A 20,807-nucleotide genomic window follows, 5' to 3' on the forward strand; every position below is an offset into this window, starting at 1 on the left:
CCCGACCCGAGGAGGCGCGGCTCAGCTCGACAGCTCCGCCACGACCACCTCGGCGTCGGGGAACCACCTCGTGTAGTGGTCGGGGTCGGCGTTGACCTGCACGGCGTGCGCCGCCTGGGTCGGCGTCAGGTCCTTCCAGCCCGGGATCGACACGAGCTTCGTGAAGAAGCTGGTCGCCGCCGTGTACGGGTCCATGCGCTGTTCGTAGGTGCCCCACTGGCCGTTGTCGCGCTGCTGGAAGAGCCCCCTGCTGTCGGGCCCGACGGCGTCGCCGTAGTCGATGTTCCGCAGGCTCGACTCGCCCATCGCGGTCATGACGCCGATGGCCTGGGTGTGTTCGCCGATGCCCTGGGCCCGCGCCGCCAGCATGATGTAGGCGGCGTTCACCAGACGGTCCTGGCAGTAGCCGGCGACGGGCCCCGCCGGCACCTCGATGTCGCCGACCATCACCGGGTCGACCTCGGGACAGACCGGGGCCGGCGTCGACGTGATCGCCGTGACGTCGTCGTCGCGGGGCGCGGTGAGGGCCGAGACGACCATGGCGATCGCGACGACGAACGCGACGAGCCCCACGCCGAAGACGACGGAGACGGCGATCAGCACGCGGCGCACGGGGGTCCTCCAGCGGGGTCGGGTCGGACGGCGGAGGGGTCGGCCAGCGGCACGGCACCGACGCACCCCCGGCACGAAAGTCGACCTCGACACTAGGCGATCTCGGTGCACGAACGATGCCCGTGGGCTGGGCGGTCGGTGAGCCTCCCTCCGAATGCGCTGGCAATGCGCCGTCGGGATGCCGGTAACGTTGCCGCCCGTCGACCCGACCACTCGGGCCGCGGCAGCCGGGCACCGCCCCTCCGCAGCTCGATCGCCGAGGCGCCCGTCCGACCGACCGGCGCCCGAGATCCAGAGGAACGTCGTTCATGGGAACCCCACCCACCCCTGCCCGCGAGACCCGTCCCGACCGCCCGACCCGCGCCTCCGGACGGCGGAGTCCGAGGCGTCTACGCGTCGACGACGTCACCGTCGTCGACCCGGCGATGATGAAGCGCGCCATCGGCGGCACCGTCGTCGGCAACACCATGGAGTGGTACGACGTCGGCGTCTACGGCTACCTCGCCGTCACGATGGGCCGGGTCTTCCTGCCCGAGGCCGACCCGTCGCTGCAGATCCTCTTCAGCCTCGGCGTCTTCGCCTCGACCTACGTCGCCCGCCCGCTCGGCGGGGTCGTCTTCGGGCGCCTCGGCGACCGGGTCGGACGCCAGAAGGTGCTGGCGACCACGCTCATCCTGATGGCGGGCGCCACCTTCCTGATCGGCGTCCTGCCCGACTTCGCCGCGATCGGCGCCCTCGCCCCGATCGCCCTCGTCGTGCTCAAGCTGTTGCAGGGCTTCTCGACCGGCGGCGAATACGCCGGGGCGACGACCTTCGTCAGCGAGTACGCCCCCGACAAGCGACGCGGCTTCTTCGCGAGCATCCTCGACCTCGGCAGCTACCTCGGCTTCGCGCTCGGCGCCGCCGTCGTGTCGGTGCTCCAGCTGCTGACCACCGAGCAGCAGATGCTCGACTGGGCCTGGCGCCTGCCGTTCCTGCTGGCCGGCGTGCTCGGGGTCGTCGCGATCTACTTCCGCCTGAAGATCGAGGAGTCGCCCGCGTTCCAGGCGACCCAGGACGCGCAAGAGAGCAAGGTCGGCGAGATCGCCGACGCCCAGGGCCGTCCGCGCAACACCCTCGCGCTGATCCGACAGCACTGGCGCCCGATCGTCATCGCGATCGGCCTCGTCGCCGCGTCCAACACCGTCGGCTACGCGCTGACCAGCTACATGCCGACCTATCTGACCGACTCGCTCGGCTACGACCCGCTGCACGGCACGTTGCTGACCATCCCGGTGCTCGTGCTGCTCGCCCTGCTCCTGCCGGTGGCCGGCCGGCTCAGCGACCGCATCGGTCGTCGACCCGTCATGTGGCTCGGCGCCGCGTCGGTGCTGCTTCTCGCCCTGCCGGCGTTCCTGCTGATCGGCCTCGGCAGCATCGCGACGACGCTCGCCGGACTCTCGCTGCTGGCCGTCAGCGTGGCGCTCTGGGTGTCGAGCCAGGCGTCGTCGCTGCCCGCGCTGTTCCCGACCGCCAGCCGCTACGGCGCGATGGGTGTGTCGTACAACGTCGCGATCGCCGTGTTCGGCGGGACGACGCCGCTGATCATCCAGGCGCTGCTGCAGGCGACGGGCAACGAGCTCGTGCCGGCGTTCTTCCTCATGGCGACCTCGCTGGTCGGAGCCGTGGCGGTCTGGTTCATGAAGGAGTCGTCGCAGCGCCCGCTGCCCGGCTCGATGCCGAGCGTGGCCACAGAGGCCGAGGCGCACGAGCTGGTCGATTCGCAGGACGCCAACCCGAACATCGACCTCGGTGACCTGCCCTTCCTCGACGTCGAGCCCGCCGAGCCCGCACCCGCGCCGACCGCGCGGGAGACGGCCGCGCAGAAGACGGCCCGCTAGAGCAGCTCGGCGCGGTCGGCGAGGTACGCGGCGAGGTCGCGGACCTCGTCGGCCGCCGTGCCCCACCGCACGAGCGCACGCCCGTCGCGGACGAGGAGGCGCTGCTCGCCCGCCTGCAACGCCCCGGTCGACAGGTCCACCGGCTCGTACGCGTAGTTCACGACCTCGCCCTCGGCGAAGTGGCCCCGGACCGCCGCGCGCCGTTCGGCCTTGCGCTGTTCCACCTGGGCGGAGAGGTGCTGCGAGCGGGTCGGCGTCACGGCCCGCGTGATCCGACCGGTCTCGAAGACGCGGCCGTCGGTGCCGAGCAACAGCACCCCGAGGCGCCAGGCGCGTCCGGCGGGCTCGAGCGACTCCGCCGTCTTCACCACGACGATGCGCCGGGCGGGCTTGTACCGGGCGAGGGCCTCGGTGCGCGCCTCGCGGGCGGCCAGGTCGGCGGCCGCGTGCTCGACGAGGGCGCGGAGCGAGGCGGCCACCTCGTCGTCGGAGGGGGAGTCGGGGGCCGGCACCGCGCCTCCTGCGGTCGGGTCGTCCACGTGGTGCTCGAGCGGTGGGATCAGGCGTCGTAGCCGTGGTCGAGGAAGTCCTCGATCACGTCGACGACGAACGCGTGGTCGTCGGCCTGGGGCAGGCCCGAGACGCCGGCCGAGCCGACGACGCCGACGCCCACGACGCGGACGGGGAACAGCCCGCCGTGCGCGGCGTAGAGGCCGGTGTCGAGGCGCGACTTCTCGTCGAAACTGCCGCCCTGCACACGGAACGACTCGCCCACCCGGTACGAGCTCTGCCCGTACCGCTCGACGACGCGGGCCTTGCGGTCGAGCCACTCGTCGTTGTCGAGGCTGCTGCCGGGCAGGGCCGCGTGGAAGGCCCGCTGCCGACCGTGCCGCACGGTGACGGCGACGGCGAGGTCACGGCGCCGGGCCTCGGCCAGCAGGTGGGCGCCCAGGTCGAGGGCGACGTCGAGGGTGAACCGCCGGAAGACGAGACGCTCTTCTTGCTCGATGAGGGTCTGCAGCAAGGTGTCGTCGGTCATCGGTGGCCTCCTGTGGTGGTCGGGCGGTCTGCTCGGGGATGTGCCGACGCCTCGGCGCGGCACGGTCAGAGCCTAGGCCCGGCCCCTGTCGACGGGCTGGTGCCGGGGCGTGCGCCCGAGCGGCGGAGTGGTCAGGCCGAGGCCGCGACGCAGGGCGACCCCTGGCGGGCCGACAAGCCGCAGTAGACGCCGACGAGGTCGTCGGCCGAGCGCGACCACGGGTGGTCGAGCGCGTGGGACCGGGAGGCGCGCGAGAGTCGTTCGCGCAGCCCCGCGTCCGCGAGCACCTGCGTCAGGGCCCGGGCCCAGGTCTGCGGATCACGCAGCGTGAGCACGATGCCCGTCACGCCGTCGACCACCGACTCGCGGAGCCCGCCCGAGGCCGCGGCGATGACGGGGACGCCGCTGGCCGCGGCCTCGAGGGCGATGAGCCCGTAGGTCTCGGAGTGCGAGGGCACGAGCACCAGCGACGCGTCGCGCAGCAGCGCGGCGAGGCCCGGCCGCGAGCGTGGGCCGAGGAAGTGCACCGTGAGGTCGAGTTCGTCGCTCAAGGCGCCCAGCTCGGACTCGTAGCCGGCGAACTCGGTCGAGGCGCCCCCGGCGATGACGAGCTCGGGGCGGACCTCGGCGGGCACGGCCGCCACGGCCCGCATGGCGAGGTCGGGAGCCTTGAGGGGTTCGAGCCGACCGGCCACGACGACGTAGGGGCGGGCCGGCGCGGGGTGGTCGGCCGCCGCGGGGTGGAACAGCTCGGCGTCGACGCCCGGCAGGACGACGTGGACCCGGTCGGCCCGGCCGCCGAGCCGGGACGTGACGGTCTCGGCCTCGGCGTGGCTGATGGCGACGACCGCGTCCGACTCACGGGCGAGCATCTCCTCGCCGGCGAGACGCCCCGGGGACTCGGCGCGTTCGCCGTGCGAGAGGGGGGTCGAGTCGTGGGCGGCGATCGAGTGGAAGCTCTGCAGGTGGGGCACGCCGAGGGCGCGGGCCACGGGCAGGGCGGCCATGCCCGAGAACCAGTGGTGCGAGTGGACGACGTCCCACGGCCCGAGCTCGGCGAGCCGGTCGCGGAACTCGTCGACGAAGAGCTCGTTGCGCCCCTTGGTGACGGGCTCGGCCGGGCCGGCGTCGAGGAACCGGAGGGTCACCCCGGGCGACAAGGCCAGGCTCGCGGGTTCGTCGGGCGAGGAGCGACGGGTCAGGATCTCGACCTCGTGCCCCGCGGCCCCGAGCGCCTCGGCCTGGTTGCGCACGACGACGTTCATGCCGCCGACGTCACCCGACCCGGGCTCGGCACCGGGGGACGTGTGCAGCGACACGAGGGCGATGCGGAGCGTGGGAGAGGCGGTGGTCACTTCCCGAGGGTACCGGCCCGCCGTCCCCGCGGTCTGCCCGTCGGAGGTCAGGCGACGCCACCCGTCCAGAAGGCGCGGACGTCGTCGAGGACGGCCTCGGCCTGCCGGCGACCGGCTTCGGCGGCCGGACGCCGGGTGCTCGTGGCGAGGACGTCGGTGCCGAACGCCTGCAGGGATTCGGCGTCGGCCTCGACGACCAGCACGTCCCGACCGGCGGCGCGTCGGGCGGCGACGACCTGCGGCAGGGTCGGGCCGAGCGGCGACACGTCGAGCTCGGGGCCGCACGACAGCACCAGCACCCGGTCGTAGGCGTCGGCCAGGTCGGCGTTGGTGCCCGAGCGGACGCCGCCGTCCATGGTCGGGCGGCCGTCGACCTCGACGGTCGGCCACACGACGGGCACCGAGCAACTCGCGGCCACGGCGCGGTACAGGTCGACACCTGAATCGGCGTCCAGCGGGCGGAACGTGCCGTCGGTGGCGTCCACGGTGCAGACGGTCAGGGCCGCGTCCGGCCAGGCGGCGCCTCCGAAGCGGTCCCGCATCGTCGTGACGAGCTCGGGTTCGTCCGCGACCACGGGCGTCTCGCGCGCCAACGCGCCGATCCGGGCCCGCGCCTCCTGCTGGCCGGTCGCCCCGGCGAGGGCCTGACCGAGCGTCTGCTGGAACACGTCGGGGTCGATCGAGCCCGACGGCAGTTCCGTGACGGCCTCGAACTGCTCGCGCAACCCTTCGTCGACGCGGCCGAGCCGCACCATCGTGCCGACGACCGACCCGGCCGAGGTGCCCACGACGAGGTCGGCGTCGTCCACGGGCACCCCCGCCTCGAGCAGCCGCGACAGCACGCCGAGCTCCCACGCGATGCCGGTGATGCCGCCGCCGCCCAGGACGAGGGCGGTGCGGGTGGGGGTCGTGGTCGTGCTCATGTCTCTCCTCGGTCGTGGTGGCGGTCCGGGCAGGAGGCGCGGTGCGTCCCTCGGGGCCGCGCTCGACAGTAGGCCGGTCGCCTCGCGACGTCCTCGGGCAGGTGTCAGGCGGGCCGGAGCTCGTCGGCGCGGCCGAGGTCCTGCACGTGCCACTCGGTCTGGGCGAGCGCCGAGCCCAACCGGTAGCCGTGCAGTGAGGCGATGCCGCCGCTCCACGACATGCGCTCGGCGACCTGCCAGACCGTCGGCCGGTCGAGCGCGTCCAGGGCGGCGGCGGCGTCACGGCTGCGGTCGGCCCGGTGCGCGATCAGGGCCTCGGCCCTCCCGCGGAGGCCGACGAAGCGGTACTCGTGCCCGGGGCAGACCTCGAAGGCGTCGGGTCCGGCGACGTCGAGCGCCACCATGCGGTCGAGTGACGTGAGGTAGTCCGTCAGAGGGTTCGTCCCGGTGCGTCCGCCGAGGCCGATCCCGGGGTTGATGCGCGGCAACACGTGGTCGCCCGTGAAGACGAGCCGCTGCTCGGGTTCGACGAAGCAGAGGTGGCCCGCGGTGTGACCCGGGGTGTGCACGGCACGCAGCAGCCGACCCGCGATCGGCAGCACGTCGCCGTCGCCGAGCAGCAGGTCGGCGGTGACCGCGGGCAGGTGGCGACCCGATCCCCAGGAGGCGACCAGCGCCTCCTGGTCGTCTCCCGGCGCGCCCCAGCGCGCGATGTCGGCGTCGGCGGCCACGGCGTCGGACGTGCGTTCGGCCAGCGCGCGCTGCTCGGCGGCGTGCAGGGCGATCCGGGCGCCGGAGGCCCGGCGCAACGCCTCGGCGCCGCCCAGGTGGTCGGCGTGCAGGTGCGTCACGGCGATCAGGTCGACGTCGGCGAGCGAGTGATCGACCTCGGCGAGGGCGCTCTCGAGGCGGTCGAGGTTGCCGTCGGTGCCCCACCCGGGGTCGATGACCGTCAGGGCGCCCTCCGAGCCCTCGACGACGTAGCCCAGCGAGTGGTCGTCGATGCCGCCGCCGAACTCGAACGCGACCGACCAGACGCCGTGTCGGATCTCCTCGACGGGTGGCAGGATCCCCCGACGGACGGCGTCGGCCTGCACCGGGCTGAGCGGGACGGGAGGGGCAGGAGGCGCGGGTCGGCGGGTGGCGTCGGTCACCCCGCGAGCCTAACCAGCACCGCCCGCCACCCGCGCCGCGCCCTTCGACGCCGCGCCCTTCGACGCCGCGCCGCTTCGACGCCGCGCCGCTTGGACTACTCGGCGGAGACCTCGATCAGCACCTTGCCGACCACGTCGCCCTCGACGGCCTCGTGCGCTGCCGCGGTCTCGGCGAGCGGGAAGGTGTGCAGCGGCAGGCCGGCGGCGTCACCGACCGGCAGGACGCCGTCGCGCAGGGCCGCGGTGACGTCCTCGACGGCCGCCTGCAGCGCCTCCTCGCCCACGGTGTAGAGCAGGACGAACTGGAACCGGGTGTTGGTGATCATGTTCGCGCGGATCGGGATGGTCGTCGTGTCGCCGCCGTTGTCGGCGTAGATCGCCACGGAGGCGCGGTGCGCGACGACCTCGGACAGCAGGTCCGCGTTCTGCGAGATCGCGACCTCGACGACGACGTCGACCCCGTCGGGGGCAAGCTCACGGATCTCGGCGGCGGCGTCGCCCGTGCGGTAGTTCACGACGTGGTGGGCGCCGGCGGCGGTGGCCAGCGCGGCCTTCTCGTCGTTGCTGATCGTCGTGATCACCGTGGCCCCCGCCCAGCCGGCGAGCTGGATGGCGGCGTGACCGACCGCACCCGCGCCGCCGGCGACGAGGACGACGGCGCCGTCGAGGCTGCCGGGGGTCAGGCGGCTCGGGCCGTCCTCCCACACGGTGAGCGCGCGGTGGGCGGTCATGGCGGGGACGCCGAGGCTCGCGCCGACGTCGAGGCCGACGCCGTCGGGCAACGGGACGACGCGCGAGGCGGGCAGGACGGTGAACTCCTGCGCGGTGCCGGTGGGGCGCTGGTGGGCCGAGAGGTAGGTCCAGACGCGGTCGCCGACCGACAGGCCGGTGACGCCCTCGCCGACGGCGTCGACGACGCCCGAGCCGTCCTGGTTCGGCGTGACCTCGGGGAACGGCAGCGACTCGCCGGGGCCGCCGCCCGCGCGGGACTTCCAGTCGGTGGGGTTCACGCCCGAGAACACGACGCGTACCCGCACCTCGCCGGCGGCGGGTTCGGGCAGGTCGCGGTCGACGAGCTGCAGCACGATGGGGGCGGGTCCGGTCTCGGAGTACACGATCGACTTCATGCCCGGAGCCAACCAGACCCGGCCCCGCCGTGTTCCCGCCCGGGACGCCACCGAGTGGACACGGCACCGCTGCACGTCGCGGTGTCGTGTCCACTCGACGGCGTCCTGTGGTGCGCAGGCGGACTCAGGCCCCGGCGCGGCGGAACAGGGCGAGCGCCGACAGGTCGTCCTCGAACCCGCCGCCCTCGTGCCCGTTGTACGGCCAGACCGTGATGTCGGCCGCCCCGGCGTACGCGTGGAAGGCGCCGAACACCGTCGACGGCGGGCAGGTCGGGTCCATCAGCGCCGTCGTGAACAGGGCCGGGGCCGTGGCCCGCTTCGCGAAGTTGACCCCGTCGAAGTAGGCGAGCACGTCGTGCACCGAGGAGGCGCGGTGTCGGTGGACCGCCAGGTAGCGTCCGATCTCCTTGTACGGGTCGGCGTCGGTGATGACGGTCGCCCGCCGGAAGTCGCAGAGGAACGGCACGTACGCCGCGACGGCGGCGAGGTCGGGGACGAGTCCGGCCACGGCGAGGGCGATGCCGCCGCCCTGGCTGCCGCCGACGACGGACACCCGGGACGCGTCGACGACGTCGAGCTCGCGCGCGGCCTCGACGGCCCGGACGGCGTCGGCGAACACCCGCCGGTAGTAGTACGTCTCCCGCGAGTCGATGCCCCGCGTCATGACGCCGGGGTGGGCCGGGCCCGAACCGTCGGGGTCGGGGGTGGCGCCGAGGCTCCACCCCGAGCCCTGACCCCGGGTGTCCATCTGCAGGTGGGCGAACCCGGCGGACGACCAGAACAGGTTCTCGACGGCGGCGCCGCGTCCGCCGCCGTAGCCGACGAACTGGACGACCGTCGGCAACGGTCCCTCCGCTCCGGCGGGCACGCGCAGCCAGGCCCGAACGGGCTGACCCGCCCACCCGGCGAAGGTCACGTCGTACACGTCGACCGTCGTCAGCCCCGTGTCGACCGGTTCGACCCGCAGGTCGAGGGGGTGCGCCCGGGTCTCGGCGAGCGTCGTCGCCCAGAACTCGTCGAAGTCGTCGGGGTCGGTCTGGGTGCTGCGGTACTCCCGCAGGGCGGGCTCGGGCAGGTCGGTGAACATGACCCCTTGTCTACCGCAGCCCGCGACGGCAGCCGAGGAGGCGCGGCTCAGCTCGCGCGGGCCAGGTTCGGCTCCCAGCCGAACGCCGGGGCGACGTGGTCGGCCACCGTCTGCAGCAGGCGGGCGTTGTAGGCCACCCCGAGCTGGTTCGGCACGGTGAGCAGGATCGTGTCGGCGTCCCGCACCGCGGCGTCGGCCGCCAACTGCTCGGCGATGACGTCGGGTTCGCCCACGTAGCTCTTGCCGAACCGCGACTGGACGCCGTCCAGCAGCCCGACCTGGTCCTGCGAGTCGGCCTGGGCGCGGACACCGAAGTAGCGACGGTCCTCGTCGGTGGTGATCGGGATGACGCTGCGGCTGACCGACACCCGAGGCTCACGCGTGTGACCGGCGGCGCGGTAGGCCTCGCGGTACAGCGCGATCTGCTCGGCCTGCAGTTCGTCGAACGGCACCCCGGTGTCCTCGGTCAACAGGGTGCTGCTCATCAGGTTCATGCCCTGCTCGCCCGTCCAGACGGCCGTCGAGCGGCTGCCCGACCCCCACCAGATGCGCTCGCCGAGGCCGGGGGAGTGCGGCTCGACCGAGAGGCCGTGCGACCAGCCGGTCATCTTCGGGTCGGATTCGGCGACGTCGGCGCCGTCGATCGCCGCGCGGAACAGCTCGGTGTGTCGGCGGGCGAGGTCGGCGTCGCTCTCACCCTCGAGGGGGACGTGGCCGAACGCCTTATAGCCCCGCAGGGAGGGCTCGGGTGATCCACGGCTGACGCCGAGCTGCAGGCGACCCGCGCTGATCAGGTCGGCGGCCGCGGCCTGTTCCGCCATCGAGAGCGGGTTCTCGTAGCGCATGTCGATGACGCCGGTGCCGAGTTCGATGCGGCTCGTGCGTGCGGCCATCGCCGCGAGCAGCGGGAACGGGTTGGCGGCTTGGCGCACGAAGTGGTGCACGCGCACGGCGGCCACGTCGACGCCGATCTCCTCCGCGGCCTCGGCCAGCTCGATCGACTGGACCAGCGCCTCCCGGGCGGTCGGCGTCGCCGAGCCGCGCACGTCCTGGTAATGACCGAACGACAGGAACCCGATGCGCTTCTTCATGACCGGGCGAACCCCGGACCCGGCCCGGCCATTCCACCCGGGGCCCGTGCTGGGTAGCGTGGGACCGTGGAGAACCGCTTTCGCATCGACGGTGACGACCTCGGCATCGACCTGCGCGCCTCCTCGGTCACGCTCGGAGACGACGGCGTCGTGGACGCCCGCATCGTCGCGGGGCGGGTGCCCGAGGTCGCGGACTGGTCCGACGAGCCGCCGTCACTGGTGTTCCGTGACGTGCCGGTGAAGTTCGACGGCGCCACCTTCGGCGCCACGGTCGACGACGAGCTGCTCGACGAGCACGAGATCGTCTTCCGGCTCGGCGAGAACCTCGACGTGCACGGGGTGCTGAGCCTCGGCGCCGGCGACCGGCTGCGCTTCGTGGGCACGACCCACGTGTCGGGTGAGCCGAAGGCCTGGCGCCTCGACGTCTCGATCGGCTTCGGGGGCTCGGCGCGACGCACCGCGATCTGACGCTGGTCGCGGTCGACACCAGGAGGCGCGGGTCGCGCCCTCGGGGACGACCCCGGACGACGGGTGGGGTGCGGGGTGCGCGCCCGACCTGACGACGTGGTGAGGGTCGGACGGTCGCGCACCCGCGCGGTCTCCTGATGCTTCGGGTTCACCAGGCGATCACGATGGTAGCGCTTCGATACCCGCCGGTATGGGGCTTCTCCGGGGGCGGTGCGGGTGACTTCTGAGGATCACCCGCACCCGTTAGGGTCGCTGCATGGCCACCAGCGCCGGGGCTCCGGTTCCCCGCATCCCACGAGCCGAGGTCAAGCAACGACTGCTCGACGCGGCGGGTGACCTGTTCTCGCGACGCGGGGTCCACGCGACCACCCTCGACGACGTCGCGCGGGCCGCCGGGTTCAGCAAGGGCGCGGTCTACTCGAACTTCTCCTCGAAGGACGATCTCGTCCGCAGCCTCATGCGTCGCGAGACCGACGGTGCCCTCGACGCCCTGCAGGGCATGTTCTTCCCGGGCACCTCGCTCGACCAGTTGCCCGAGAAGATCGGCACGGCGTTCGCGCCCTACGGCCCCGGACAGGTCGAGGACTTCGCCTTGATGAGCGAGTTCCGGGCCCACGCCCTCGCGCACCCCGAGGTGATGGCCGACTTCGTCCGTCAGCGCCGTGAGGTGCTCGACGCCCTGCACGGTCTCGTCGAGGAGGTCTTCCAGGGGCAGGCCGTCCAGGTGACCGGGCTCGAACCGCGCACGCTGGCCCGGGTGCTCATCTGCATCACCCTCGGCGTCGCCTTCGACTGGCCGGCCACGGGCGAGCAGGCCGCCGGCGATCTCATGGGCGACGTCGTCGCGGCTCTCACCCGCGGCACGCGGCCCTGACGCCGGCCCCGCCTAGCGCTGCTCGATCGTGACTACGGGAACGTGCCAGCGGGTGCGCACCTGCAGCGTCAGCTGCCCCCGGCGGGCGAGCACCAGCGCCGTCACGGCGGCGGCGACGGCCGGCACGCCGCCCGAGACGATCATGCTGACGTGCGTGCCGAACGTCTCGACGATCACGCCCATGAGCGGCCCGCCGATCGCCTGCCCGCCGAGCAGCACGAGGATGTACAGCGACATGACGCGCCCCCGGATCGCGATGTTGCTCGACATCTGCACCAACTGGTTCGCGGCCGTCAAGAACAGCAGCGAGGCGAGCCCGACCCCGACGAGCACGACGGCGAACGGCACGAGCGACGGCATCGACCCGGCGACGGCCTGCAGCACGCCTGTGACGAGCACGCCCAGCACGATGGTGCGCAGCCGGATCGTCGCACGCCGCGTCGACAGCAGGGCGCCGGTCAGCGCCCCGACGGCGATCATCGAGTTGAACAGGCCGTAGCCACCCGGCCCGACGTCGTAGACGTCCGCCGCGAACGACGCCAGCAGCACGGGCATCGTGAGACCGAAGACGGCGTAGACGCCGACGAGCAGCACGGGCACGACGATCGTGGGCTTCGAGCGGGCGTAGGCGAGACCCTGCCGCAGTTGACCGCGGCCTCGCGCGGACGAGGCGACGCGGGTCATCTGTGCCGTCCGCAGCATCGTCAGCATCACGACGACCACCAGGCAGGCGACGCCGTTGACGACGAAGGCCCAGCCCGCGCCGACCGCCAACAGCAGCACGCCGGCGATCGCGGGGCCGACCATGCCGCCGAGCTGGAACACGCTCGAGTTGACGCTGATCGCGTTGCGGAGGTGCGTGTGGCCGACGAGCTCGGTGACGATCACCTGGCGGGCCGGGTTGTCGACGACGGTCACTAGACCCGTGGCGAAGGCGATGGCGAAGACGTGCCAGGCCTCGACCACGCCCGCGAGGGTCAGGGCGGCGAGCCCCAGGCTGAGCACGGCGAAGACGCTCTGGGTGACGAGCATGAGGGCGCGCTTCGAGAAGCGGTCGACGATCACTCCGCCGAGCAGGCCGAAGAAGAGCATCGGGGCGAACTGCATCGCCACCGTGATGCCGACGGCCGTGGCACTGCCGGTCAGCTCGAGCACGAGCCAGTCCTGGGCGATGCGCTGCATCCACCCGGCGGTCATCGCCACGACGTTGCCCGCCGTCCAGAGGCGGAAGTTCGGCACGCTGAGGGCGATGAAGGTGTGCCGCCACGGCGGGCGGGCGGTGCTGATCGGAAGGGGGGCGGTCGGGGGGAAGTCGGTGCGGGGCGGGGCGGACATCACGTTCCTGCGCTGGTGGTTCGGTTCACGGTCTGCATCAACGGTAGGGTCGGCCTGGTCATTCGGACCCCGGTGGGGGATGATCAATCGCATTGGCTTCGTGAATGACGAGGTCTCGAGCCGGCACGACGAAGGAGGCGCGGTGTACGACCCCACGCTGCTCGCGACGTTCCTCGTCGTGGCCGAGACACGCAGCTTCACCCGGGCCGCGCAGCGCCTCGGCATCAGCCAGCCGACGGTCAGCCAGCAGGTCGGCCGGCTCGAGAAGGCCGCCGGCCGAACGCTCGTCGCCCGCGACACCCGCGACGTGCGCCTGACCGACAACGGCGACGCCATGGCCGGCTTCGCGCGGACCATCCTCGCCGCGCACGCCGCCGCCGAGAGCTACTTCAGCGGTTCGGCCATGCGGGGCCGCCTGCGTTTCGGTGCGGCCGACGACCTCGCCATCACCCAGCTGCCCCGCATCCTGCGCCACTTCCGCCAGCTCTACCCGCAGATCAACCTCGAGCTCACCGTCAACCAGTCCGCACCCCTGCGCCGCCGACTGGCCGCCGGCCACCTCGACCTGATCTTCGTCAAGCAGACCGCGGGCGAGTCCGACGAGGGCACGCGCGTCGCCGGCGACGCCATGGTCTGGATCGGCCAGGAGAAGCTCGTCGTCGAGCCCGGCCAGCCCGTGCCGCTCATCGCGTACCAGGCCCCGAGCCTCAGCCGGCAGATGGCCATCGACGCCCTCGAGCGCGCCGGCCGAACCTGGCGGATCACCTGCAACACGCGCGACGTCAACGGCGTCCTCGCCGCCGTGCGCGCCGGCATGGGGGTCGCCGTGTTCCCGTTCTCGCTCATCCCCACCGACCTCGTCAAGGTCAGCGACCGGTTCTCGCTGCCCACCCTCGGTGACGTCGACTACGTGCTCGTCGCCAACCCGGGCGCCGCCCGCGAGCCCGTCGACGCCCTCATGTCGGCCATCACCAGCCGGGGCGTCAGCCGCGCCGTCTGACCCGGGCCGTGCGCTCGAGCCGCCCGGCCGTCCCGGCGCGCCGCCCACACCCCACCCCGGGAGGCGCGCGCAAGATGGTCGCATGAGTCACCGCCCCACACGCCGCCAGAAGTCCGCCGCCCGTCGGGACGCCCGCGTACTCGCCGCGATCCTGGGCGGTTCCGGCCTCCTGCACCTCGCCAAGCCCGCGGTCTACGACGCGGTCGTCCCGAGGAGCGTCCCCGGACCGGCCCGGTTCTGGACGATCAGCTCGGGTCTCGCCGAGGTCGGCATCGCCGCCGCCCTCCTCGCTCCGAGGACGCGTCCGGTCGGCGGGCTCGCCGCCGCCGCGCTGTTCGTGGCCGTCTTCCCGGCGAACGTCTCGATGGCCCTGCGCGCCGTGAAGAGCGAGCGGGCCACGACGGGGCGCACGGCCGTCACCCTCGTCCGGCTGCCGTTGCAGGTGCCCCTGGTGACACGGGCGCTCGGCGTGCACCGCGCCTCCTAGTCTCCCGAGCGCCTCGGCGGTCGAGAGGCGGTGGGCGGCGTTGCAGCGTGCACCCCGGCACGCCCTATCCTGTTCTCTTCCCCCTCGACATCCGATCTCACCGGAGACGCATCGCCATGGCCACGAACGCCCCCGCCACCACGCCGCCGAGACCCGGAGTCGGGGGCACCCTCGACCGGTTCTTCGAGATCACGCAGCGCGGCTCGAGCTGGGCGCGCGAGATCCGCGGTGGCGTCGTCACGTTCGTCACGATGGCCTACATCGTCATCCTCAACCCGCTGATCCTCGGTGGCTTCAGCGCCGACCAGGCGGCGAAGGACGTGGCCGGCAACTGGCTGCAGAACGGTCAGGTGGGCGCGGTCACCGCCCTCACCGCCGGGGTCATGACGATCCTCTTCGGCACCGTCGCGCGCCTCCCGTTCGCGTTCGCCGCCGGCCTCGGCATCAACTCGTTCCTGGCCGTCAACGTGGTGCAGGACGTCACCTGGCCCGAGGCCATGGGCCTCGTGGTGATCAACGGGCTCGTCATCACGATCCTCGCCGTGACCGGCCTGCGCAGCATGATCTTCACCGCCGTTCCGGCCGCCCTCAAGACGGCGATCACGGTCGGCATCGGCTTGTTCATCGCGTTCATCGGCCTGGTCGACTCGGGCTTCGTCCGCACCAGCGGCACGTCGTCGCCGCCCCTGCAGCTCGGCGACGCCGGCTCGGTGGCGACCCTGCCGACGATCACCTTCGTCATCGGCCTGCTCGTCATCGGGGTGCTGATGGCCCGCAAGGTGCGCGGGGCGATCTTCATCGGCATCGTCGCCACCACCGTCATCGCCATCGCCCTGCAGGCGATCTTCCAGGTGCCGCCGTCGAACGGCCAGAACCTCGACGACTGGAACCTCAACGCCCCGGTGCTGCCCACCCAGATCGTGGCCCTGCCGGACCTGTCGCTCGTCGGCCAGTTCAGCTTCGGCGCCTTCGCCCGCATCGGCGTGCTGTCGGCCGTCATGCTGGTCTTCACCCTCGTCTTCACCAACTTCTTCGACGCCATGGGCACGATGACCGGCCTCGCCAAGGCCGGCGACGTCGCGGACGCGAACGGCACCTTCCCGCGCCTTCGCTCGGCCCTGATCGTCGAGGGCGTCGGCGCGGTCGCCGGTGGCGCGACGAGCTCGTCGTCGAACACCGTGTTCGTCGAGTCCGCCTCGGGCATCGGCGAGGGCGCCCGGACCGGATTCGCCTCGGTCGTCACCGGCGCGCTGTTCCTGCTCGCCATGTTCTTCACCCCGCTGACCCAGGTCGTGCCGCTCGAGGTCGCGGCCTCGGCCCTCGTGATCGTCGGCGCGCTGATGGTGTCGCAGATCAGCCAGATCGACTGGACCGACTTCTCGGTCGCACTGCCGGTGTTCCTGACGATCATCACCATGCCGCTGACGTACTCGATCGCGAACGGCATCGGCGTCGGTTTCGTCAGCTGGGTGGTCGTGCGGGCGTTCGCCGGGAAGACCCGCACGATCAGCCCGCTGCTGTGGATCGTGGCCGCGGGCTTCCTGGTCTACTTCGTGCGCGGCCCGATCGAGGCCCTGCTGGGCTGACCCCACCGGCTCGCCTCCCCGAGATGTCACGACATGCCGCTCACCTCCGTAGGTGAGCGGCATGTCGTGAATTCTCGACCTCGACGCCCGGCGCGGCTACCCTGAGCGCCAGGCGGGGACGGTGCCGCCGGTCACCTCGAGGAGGCGCGACATGCCCCGCATCACCCCCGCGCTCTGGTTCGGTCGTGACATCGAGACCGCGGCGGACTTCTACGTCGCCCTGTTTCCGTCGTCGCGCGTCACCGACGTGTCGCGCTACCCCGACGATTTCCCCGACGCGTCGATGGCGGGCCAGGCGCTCGTCGTCGACCTCGAGCTCGACGGCCAGCCGTACCGCCTGCTGAACGGCGGCGACGGCGGTCCGAAGCCCACCGAGGCCACGTCGTTCTCGATCTCGGTCGAGACACAGGACGAGCTCGACCACTACTGGGACGCCTTCGCCGCGGACGGCGGGCAGGAGGGGCGGTGCGGCTGGGTGACGGACCGTTGGGGCTTCTCCTGGCAGGTCGTCCCGTCGGTGATGGACCGCTACCTCGGCGGACCCGACCCCGAGGGCGCCGCCCGGGCCATGGCCGCGATGATGGGCATGAACCGGCTGGTCATCGCCGAACTGGCTGCGGCCTACGAGGGGTGAGCGACGCGCTCGCCCGCGCCGCGCCTCCTCGTCCCGGTCACCAGTCGTGGACGGTGCCGTCGGCCAGACGGTTGTACGGCAGGTAGGCCTGTGCGTACGGGTACGCCGCGGCGGCCTGCTCGTTCAGCTCGACGCCGATGCCGGGCTGCTCGCCCGGGTGCAGCATGCCGTCCTCGAAGGTGAAGCTCTGCTCGAAGACCTCGTCGGTCTTCGCGCCGTGCTTCATGTACTCCTGGATGCCGAAGTTGTGGATCGCGAGCCCGAGGTGCATCGCGGCCGCCATGCCCACGGGCGAGATGTCGGTCGGACCGTGCATGCCCGACTTGATCTGGTACTGCGAGGCGTACTCGAGCACCTTCTTCAGGTGGGTGATGCCGCCCGTGTGCGTCACGGCGCTGCGCACGTAGTCGATCAGCTGCTCGCGGATGATCTGCTGGTAGTCCCAGACGGTGTTGAAGATCTCACCGATGGCCAGCGGGGTCGTCGTGTGCTGGCGGACGAGCCGCAGGGCCTCGGGGTTCTCGGCCGGGGTGACGTCCTCGAGCCAGAACAAGTCGTAGGGCTCGAGGCTCTTGCCGAGCCGCGCCGCCTGGATCGGGGTCATGCGGTGGTGGCCGTCGTGCAGCAGGGGGATCTCGGGGCCGAACTCGGCCCGCACCGCCTCGAACACGGTGGGCACGTGCCGCAGGTACGAGCGGGTGTCCCAGTCCTCCTCGTTCGGCAGGGCTCCACGCTGGGCGGGTTCGTGGTCGTAGCGCACGCCGTTGTTGGCGTCGAACGTGGCGTTCGAGGCGATCCCGTAGATGGACTTCAGGCCGGGCACGCCGGTCTGGACGCGGATCGCCTTGTAGCCCTGCTCCTGGTGGTCGCGGACGCTGTCGAACAGTTCCTCGAGGTCCTTCCCCGAGGCGTGGCCGTAGGTCAGCAACCCGGTGCGCGAGGCGCCCCCGAGCAGTTGGTAGAGGGGCAGGCCGGCGACCTTGGCCTTGATGTCCCACAGGGCGACGTCGACGGCGGCGATGGCGGCCATCGTGACCGGCCCGCGCCGCCAGTAGGCACTGCGGTAGAGGAACTGCCAGGTGTCCTCGATGCGGGCCGGGTCCCGCCCGATCAGCAGGGGTACGACGTGTTCGGTCAGATAGGCGACGACGGCGAGTTCGCGCCCGTTCAGGGTCGCGTCGCCGAGGCCGGTGACGCCGTCGGACGTCGTGATCTTCAGCGTCACGAAGTTGCGGTCGGGGCTGGTGACGATCACGTCGGCTCTGTCGATGATCATGCGGTGTCCTCTGGAGCTCGCGTCCAGGCGACGTCGATGTCACCCGGGCTGGTCCCTCCACTCTGGCGCATGCGTGAGCGGGAGGCGAGCCCGGGAGGCGCGGGTCAGCGCATCTCGAGCGACACCTTGGTCGTCGGCGCGGGGAACGCCCGCTCGAGCTGGACGAAGGCCTGGTCGTCGAGGTCGACCGCCAGCGCCGCCGCGTTCTCGAGCGTGTGCTCGGCCGTGCCCGCCTTGACGGCGACCATCAGGTCGGGCACGAGGCGCAGCACCCAGGCCAGGGCGAGCTGGGCCGACGAGATGCCGAGGTCGGTCGCCACCTGCTCGAGCACGGGGTGGCCGAGCAGCTCGCCGCCGTCGACGGGGGAGTAGGAGGTGAGCGGCACGCCGTGCTCGCGTGCCCAGGGCAGCAGGTCGAACTCGGGTCCGCGACGGGCCAGGTTGTAGAGGACCTGGTTCGTCTGGACGTTCTCGCCACCGGGCACCGAGAGCAACTCCTGCAGGTCGTCGACGTCGAAGTTGCTGACGCCCCAGCCGCCGATCGCGCCCTCGGCGACCAGCGCCTCCAGGGCGTCGACCGTCTCGGCGAGGGGATGGCGTCCGCGCCAGTGCAGCAGGTAGAGGTCGAGGCGGTCGGTGCCCAGCCGCCGGAGGCTGGCGTGGCAGGCGTCGACGGTGCCCTGCCGCGAGGCGTTGCTCGGCAACACCTTGCCGACCAGGAACACCTCGTCGCGGCGACCCACGATCGCCTCGCCGACCAGTGACTCGGACCGCCCGCCGCCGTACATCTCGGCGGTGTCGACCATCGTCAGGCCGGCGTCGAGGCCGGCTCGCAGGGCGGCGATCTCGTCGTCGCGGCGGCGCGGGTCGTCGCCGATGTTCCAGGTGCCTTGGCCGAGGGCCGGGACGACTCGGCCGTCGGGCAGGGTGACGGCAGGGTTGGTCGGTGTGGCGGGGGTGGTCATGCCGGGGGATGGTAGTCGTCGGCCGGTGGGGTCGGTCCGGCGGTCGGTGTCGCGGGCGGTGCCCCGGCCGTCGACGTGGTCGGTCCGGTCGGCCCGGCGGTCACCTCGCGGGCCAGGAGGGTGGCCGCGGCGACGGCCGCCGGCATGACGAGCACCGCCCCGAGCGGGACGAAGAACAGCAGGTAGGTCGCGGTGCCCAGCCCCAGGGTGCGCGCCCGGTTGACGGCGAGCTCGCGGCGGCGCTCGGTGAGCGAGCGGCCCCGGGCGTCGAAGGCGTAGCCGGTGAGCTCGACCGCGAGGAACCATCCACCGACCAGCGCACCGACGACCGGCACGACGGTCTGGCCGACGACCGGCACGAATCCTCCGACGAACAGGAGGACGCCCACCCCGGCCGTGGCCAGCAGCAGTCGGAGCGAGTCGCCGGCACTCCGGGCGAGCCCGCGCCAGAAGCCGCGATCGACGTCGGCCGGCGGGTCGCCCTCTCGCTCTTCGGCGCGGCGCCAGATGCGCTCGTAGAAGGGGTCGCCGACGAGCAGGGTCACCGCGGTGAACGCGACGACCGCGAGCAACACGGCCAGGGCCGCCACGGCGACACCTCCGCCGAGGCGCACGAGGGTGCGCGACCACTCGGGCCACTCGTCGGCGAACGGCGTCACGGCGCGGGCGATGTCGTCTGCCGCGAGACCGACGACGACGAGGGCGGCCACGAAGACCGCGCTCACGACGAGGGCGGGCACCGCACCTAGCAGCATCAGCCGTGGGGACGTCGCCCACAGTCGCAGCCCTCGCCCGAGCAGGCCCACCCCACCGAAGAACTCCCCGATCACCGCCACCGGGCGAGCGTATCCGGTGCAGGAGGCGCGGGCGCGGTCGCAGGGGACGTCGCGTCCGTCGGTCCCCGCCCGGTCGGCTCCTCCCCAGTCCCACGAGGAGCGGACCCCTCCACAGGCTGGGTGCGGGCAGGTCCTCACCGCGGCGCGGTCCGCCAGCCTCGGACCATGACGATCATCGACGCCTACCCACCCGTACTCGCCCCCGACCCCACCGACGAGCAGCTCGAGGACTTCGTCGACGAGTTCTGCCTCGAGCCCTGCGACGACCGCGCGCTGCTGTGGATCTACCTCGGGCCGGACGGCGTCCCCGTCGCGCCGCCCATCGCGCTCGGCGGCTCTCCGGTCGAGCCCACCCGTGACGGGGTCGAGACCCTGGCCCTGCGCATCGTCGAGGTGGCGGCCTGGGTCGACGCCACGTCCGTCCTGCTGGTGTGGCAGAGCACCGACGAGTCGCTGACGGCGTCGTGCGACGACCAGCGGTGGGCCGCGGCGATCCTGGCGGTGATCGAACCCGGCGACCTCACGGTCCATCCGCCGATGCGTCGCACCCCGTCCGACGTCCGCCCCCTCCTCCCGGTGGACTGAGGCATGCGCGTCCGCGGAGGCTCCCGACCCTTCGACCCCGATCCCGACCTCCTCCGACTCCCCGTCCTCGGGCCCGACGCCGACGACCGGGCGTTGCTCGACCACGCGACCGAGTTGTGCGCCGAGAGGTGCGATCGCGAGGTCGTGCACTTGGCCTTCCTCGACGGCGACGGTCGGCAGGTCGCCCCCGCCGGTCGTCTGCACAACGTGCCGCGACTGCCGCGGCGACGTGACGTCGACGAACTGGTCGACCTGTTCCGGCATCAAGGACTCCGGGTGAGAGCGCGGCAGGTGGTGTGCGTCTGGCAGACGGTCGACGACGACGAGCTCGACCGGGTCGCGGTCGACGCCTGGGCCACCGGTTTGACCCGGTCGCTCGGAGCCGGGCCCCTCCGGTTGCGGGCGTTCTGGCATCGCACGCCGTCGGGGTTCACCGTGCCCGGACGGTTCGGCGACCGGGCGGGCTGGGCAGCCGGTGACTAGCGTCGACGGG

At 72.6% G+C, this 20,807-nt stretch carries 22 protein-coding genes; 9 read left to right on the plus strand and 13 right to left on the minus strand.

What is annotated here, in order from left to right:
* Nucleotides 1-21: 21 nt before the first annotated feature.
* Nucleotides 22-612 (minus strand): hypothetical protein, encoded by a 591-nt coding sequence (locus AC1MBW_RS13310; RefSeq protein WP_480024786.1) that lies wholly within the window; start codon nucleotides 610-612, stop codon nucleotides 22-24.
* Nucleotides 613-920: 308 nt separating this feature from the next.
* On the opposite strand from AC1MBW_RS13310, the gene AC1MBW_RS13315 reads away from it, so the two are divergent.
* Nucleotides 921-2,492, plus strand: coding sequence for an MFS transporter (locus AC1MBW_RS13315; protein WP_480024787.1), 1,572 nt, complete (start codon nucleotides 921-923; stop codon nucleotides 2,490-2,492).
* Here AC1MBW_RS13315 and AC1MBW_RS13320 read toward each other — a convergent pair.
* From AC1MBW_RS13320 to AC1MBW_RS13355, 8 genes are all read right to left on the minus strand, one after another.
* Nucleotides 2,489-3,031: a hypothetical protein gene (locus AC1MBW_RS13320; RefSeq protein ID WP_480024788.1), complete on the minus strand. Its 543-nt coding sequence runs from the start codon at nucleotides 3,029-3,031 to the stop codon at nucleotides 2,489-2,491. The two genes, AC1MBW_RS13315 and AC1MBW_RS13320, sit on opposite strands and share 4 nt — an antisense overlap.
* A gap of 20 nt (nucleotides 3,032-3,051) precedes the next feature.
* Nucleotides 3,052-3,531, minus strand: coding sequence for a heme-degrading domain-containing protein (locus tag AC1MBW_RS13325; protein ID WP_071255469.1), 480 nt, complete (start codon nucleotides 3,529-3,531; stop codon nucleotides 3,052-3,054).
* A 131-nt stretch (nucleotides 3,532-3,662) separates the two neighbouring features.
* Entirely contained in the window at nucleotides 3,663-4,886 is a 1,224-nt protein-coding gene (locus AC1MBW_RS13330) for a glycosyltransferase (RefSeq protein ID WP_480024789.1), read from the minus strand.
* Between the two features lie 47 nt (nucleotides 4,887-4,933).
* Complete coding sequence (locus AC1MBW_RS13335) at nucleotides 4,934-5,809, minus strand: patatin-like phospholipase family protein (RefSeq protein ID WP_480024790.1); 876 nt, start codon at nucleotides 5,807-5,809, stop codon at nucleotides 4,934-4,936.
* A 104-nt stretch (nucleotides 5,810-5,913) separates the two neighbouring features.
* A complete protein-coding gene (locus AC1MBW_RS13340; protein WP_480024791.1) occupies nucleotides 5,914-6,963 on the minus strand; it encodes an MBL fold metallo-hydrolase in 1,050 nt (349 codons plus the stop codon).
* A gap of 95 nt (nucleotides 6,964-7,058) precedes the next feature.
* Nucleotides 7,059-8,090: an NADPH:quinone reductase gene (locus tag AC1MBW_RS13345; protein ID WP_480024792.1), complete on the minus strand. Its 1,032-nt coding sequence runs from the start codon at nucleotides 8,088-8,090 to the stop codon at nucleotides 7,059-7,061.
* A 124-nt stretch (nucleotides 8,091-8,214) separates the two neighbouring features.
* A complete protein-coding gene (locus tag AC1MBW_RS13350; protein ID WP_480024793.1) occupies nucleotides 8,215-9,177 on the minus strand; it encodes an acetylxylan esterase in 963 nt (320 codons plus the stop codon).
* A 47-nt stretch (nucleotides 9,178-9,224) separates the two neighbouring features.
* On the minus strand, nucleotides 9,225-10,268 hold the full coding sequence (locus tag AC1MBW_RS13355) for an LLM class flavin-dependent oxidoreductase (protein WP_480024794.1): 1,044 nt from the start codon (nucleotides 10,266-10,268) through the stop codon (nucleotides 9,225-9,227).
* Nucleotides 10,269-10,334: 66 nt separating this feature from the next.
* Between AC1MBW_RS13355 and AC1MBW_RS13360 the strand changes: the two genes are divergently transcribed.
* Complete coding sequence (locus tag AC1MBW_RS13360; RefSeq protein WP_054144826.1) at nucleotides 10,335-10,736, plus strand: hypothetical protein; 402 nt, start codon at nucleotides 10,335-10,337, stop codon at nucleotides 10,734-10,736.
* A gap of 256 nt (nucleotides 10,737-10,992) precedes the next feature.
* On the plus strand, nucleotides 10,993-11,610 hold the full coding sequence (locus AC1MBW_RS13365) for a TetR/AcrR family transcriptional regulator (protein ID WP_054144827.1): 618 nt from the start codon (nucleotides 10,993-10,995) through the stop codon (nucleotides 11,608-11,610).
* Between the two features lie 12 nt (nucleotides 11,611-11,622).
* On the opposite strand, the gene AC1MBW_RS13370 is transcribed toward AC1MBW_RS13365, so the two are convergent.
* Nucleotides 11,623-12,945 carry an MFS transporter gene (locus AC1MBW_RS13370; protein WP_480024795.1) on the minus strand — a complete coding sequence of 441 codons (1,323 nt, stop codon included), beginning with the start codon at nucleotides 12,943-12,945 and terminating at the stop codon, nucleotides 11,623-11,625.
* A 142-nt stretch (nucleotides 12,946-13,087) separates the two neighbouring features.
* Here AC1MBW_RS13370 and AC1MBW_RS13375 point away from each other — a divergent pair, with 142 nt between their 5' ends.
* The 4 genes from AC1MBW_RS13375 (at nucleotide 13,088) to AC1MBW_RS13390 (ending at nucleotide 16,652) form a co-directional block, all read left to right on the plus strand.
* Nucleotides 13,088-13,945, plus strand: coding sequence for a LysR substrate-binding domain-containing protein (locus AC1MBW_RS13375; protein ID WP_043594893.1), 858 nt, complete (start codon nucleotides 13,088-13,090; stop codon nucleotides 13,943-13,945).
* A gap of 82 nt (nucleotides 13,946-14,027) precedes the next feature.
* Nucleotides 14,028-14,432, plus strand: coding sequence for a DoxX family protein (locus tag AC1MBW_RS13380; RefSeq protein ID WP_480024796.1), 405 nt, complete (start codon nucleotides 14,028-14,030; stop codon nucleotides 14,430-14,432).
* 116 nt (nucleotides 14,433-14,548) lie between these two features.
* Complete coding sequence (locus tag AC1MBW_RS13385; RefSeq protein WP_480024797.1) at nucleotides 14,549-16,018, plus strand: NCS2 family permease; 1,470 nt, start codon at nucleotides 14,549-14,551, stop codon at nucleotides 16,016-16,018.
* Nucleotides 16,019-16,169: 151 nt separating this feature from the next.
* A complete protein-coding gene (locus AC1MBW_RS13390) occupies nucleotides 16,170-16,652 on the plus strand; it encodes a VOC family protein (RefSeq protein WP_054146762.1) in 483 nt (160 codons plus the stop codon).
* A 37-nt stretch (nucleotides 16,653-16,689) separates the two neighbouring features.
* Here AC1MBW_RS13390 and manD read toward each other — a convergent pair whose 3' ends face one another.
* The 3 genes from manD to AC1MBW_RS13405 all read right to left on the minus strand — a co-directional run bounded on the left by manD (nucleotide 16,690) and on the right by AC1MBW_RS13405 (nucleotide 19,729).
* Nucleotides 16,690-17,928 (minus strand): D-mannonate dehydratase ManD, encoded by a 1,239-nt coding sequence (manD, locus tag AC1MBW_RS13395; RefSeq protein WP_054146763.1) that lies wholly within the window; start codon nucleotides 17,926-17,928, stop codon nucleotides 16,690-16,692.
* 104 nt (nucleotides 17,929-18,032) lie between these two features.
* Nucleotides 18,033-18,893, minus strand: a complete 861-nt coding sequence (locus AC1MBW_RS13400; protein ID WP_480024798.1) for an aldo/keto reductase — start codon at nucleotides 18,891-18,893, stop codon at nucleotides 18,033-18,035.
* A complete protein-coding gene (locus AC1MBW_RS13405; RefSeq protein WP_480024799.1) occupies nucleotides 18,890-19,729 on the minus strand; it encodes an EI24 domain-containing protein in 840 nt (279 codons plus the stop codon). Before AC1MBW_RS13405 ends, AC1MBW_RS13400 begins: the two co-directional genes overlap by 4 nt.
* Nucleotides 19,730-19,894: 165 nt before the next feature.
* Here AC1MBW_RS13405 and AC1MBW_RS13410 point away from each other — a divergent pair, with 165 nt between their 5' ends.
* Together AC1MBW_RS13410 and AC1MBW_RS13415 are read left to right on the plus strand one after the other, a co-directional pair.
* A complete protein-coding gene (locus AC1MBW_RS13410) occupies nucleotides 19,895-20,314 on the plus strand; it encodes a hypothetical protein (protein WP_054146765.1) in 420 nt (139 codons plus the stop codon).
* Nucleotides 20,315-20,317: 3 nt separating this feature from the next.
* Nucleotides 20,318-20,797: a hypothetical protein gene (locus tag AC1MBW_RS13415; protein WP_480024800.1), complete on the plus strand. Its 480-nt coding sequence runs from the start codon at nucleotides 20,318-20,320 to the stop codon at nucleotides 20,795-20,797.
* The last annotated feature ends 10 nt before the right edge of the window (nucleotides 20,798-20,807 follow it).

It is taken from the genome of Frigoribacterium sp. AP1 (genome assembly GCF_056680555.1).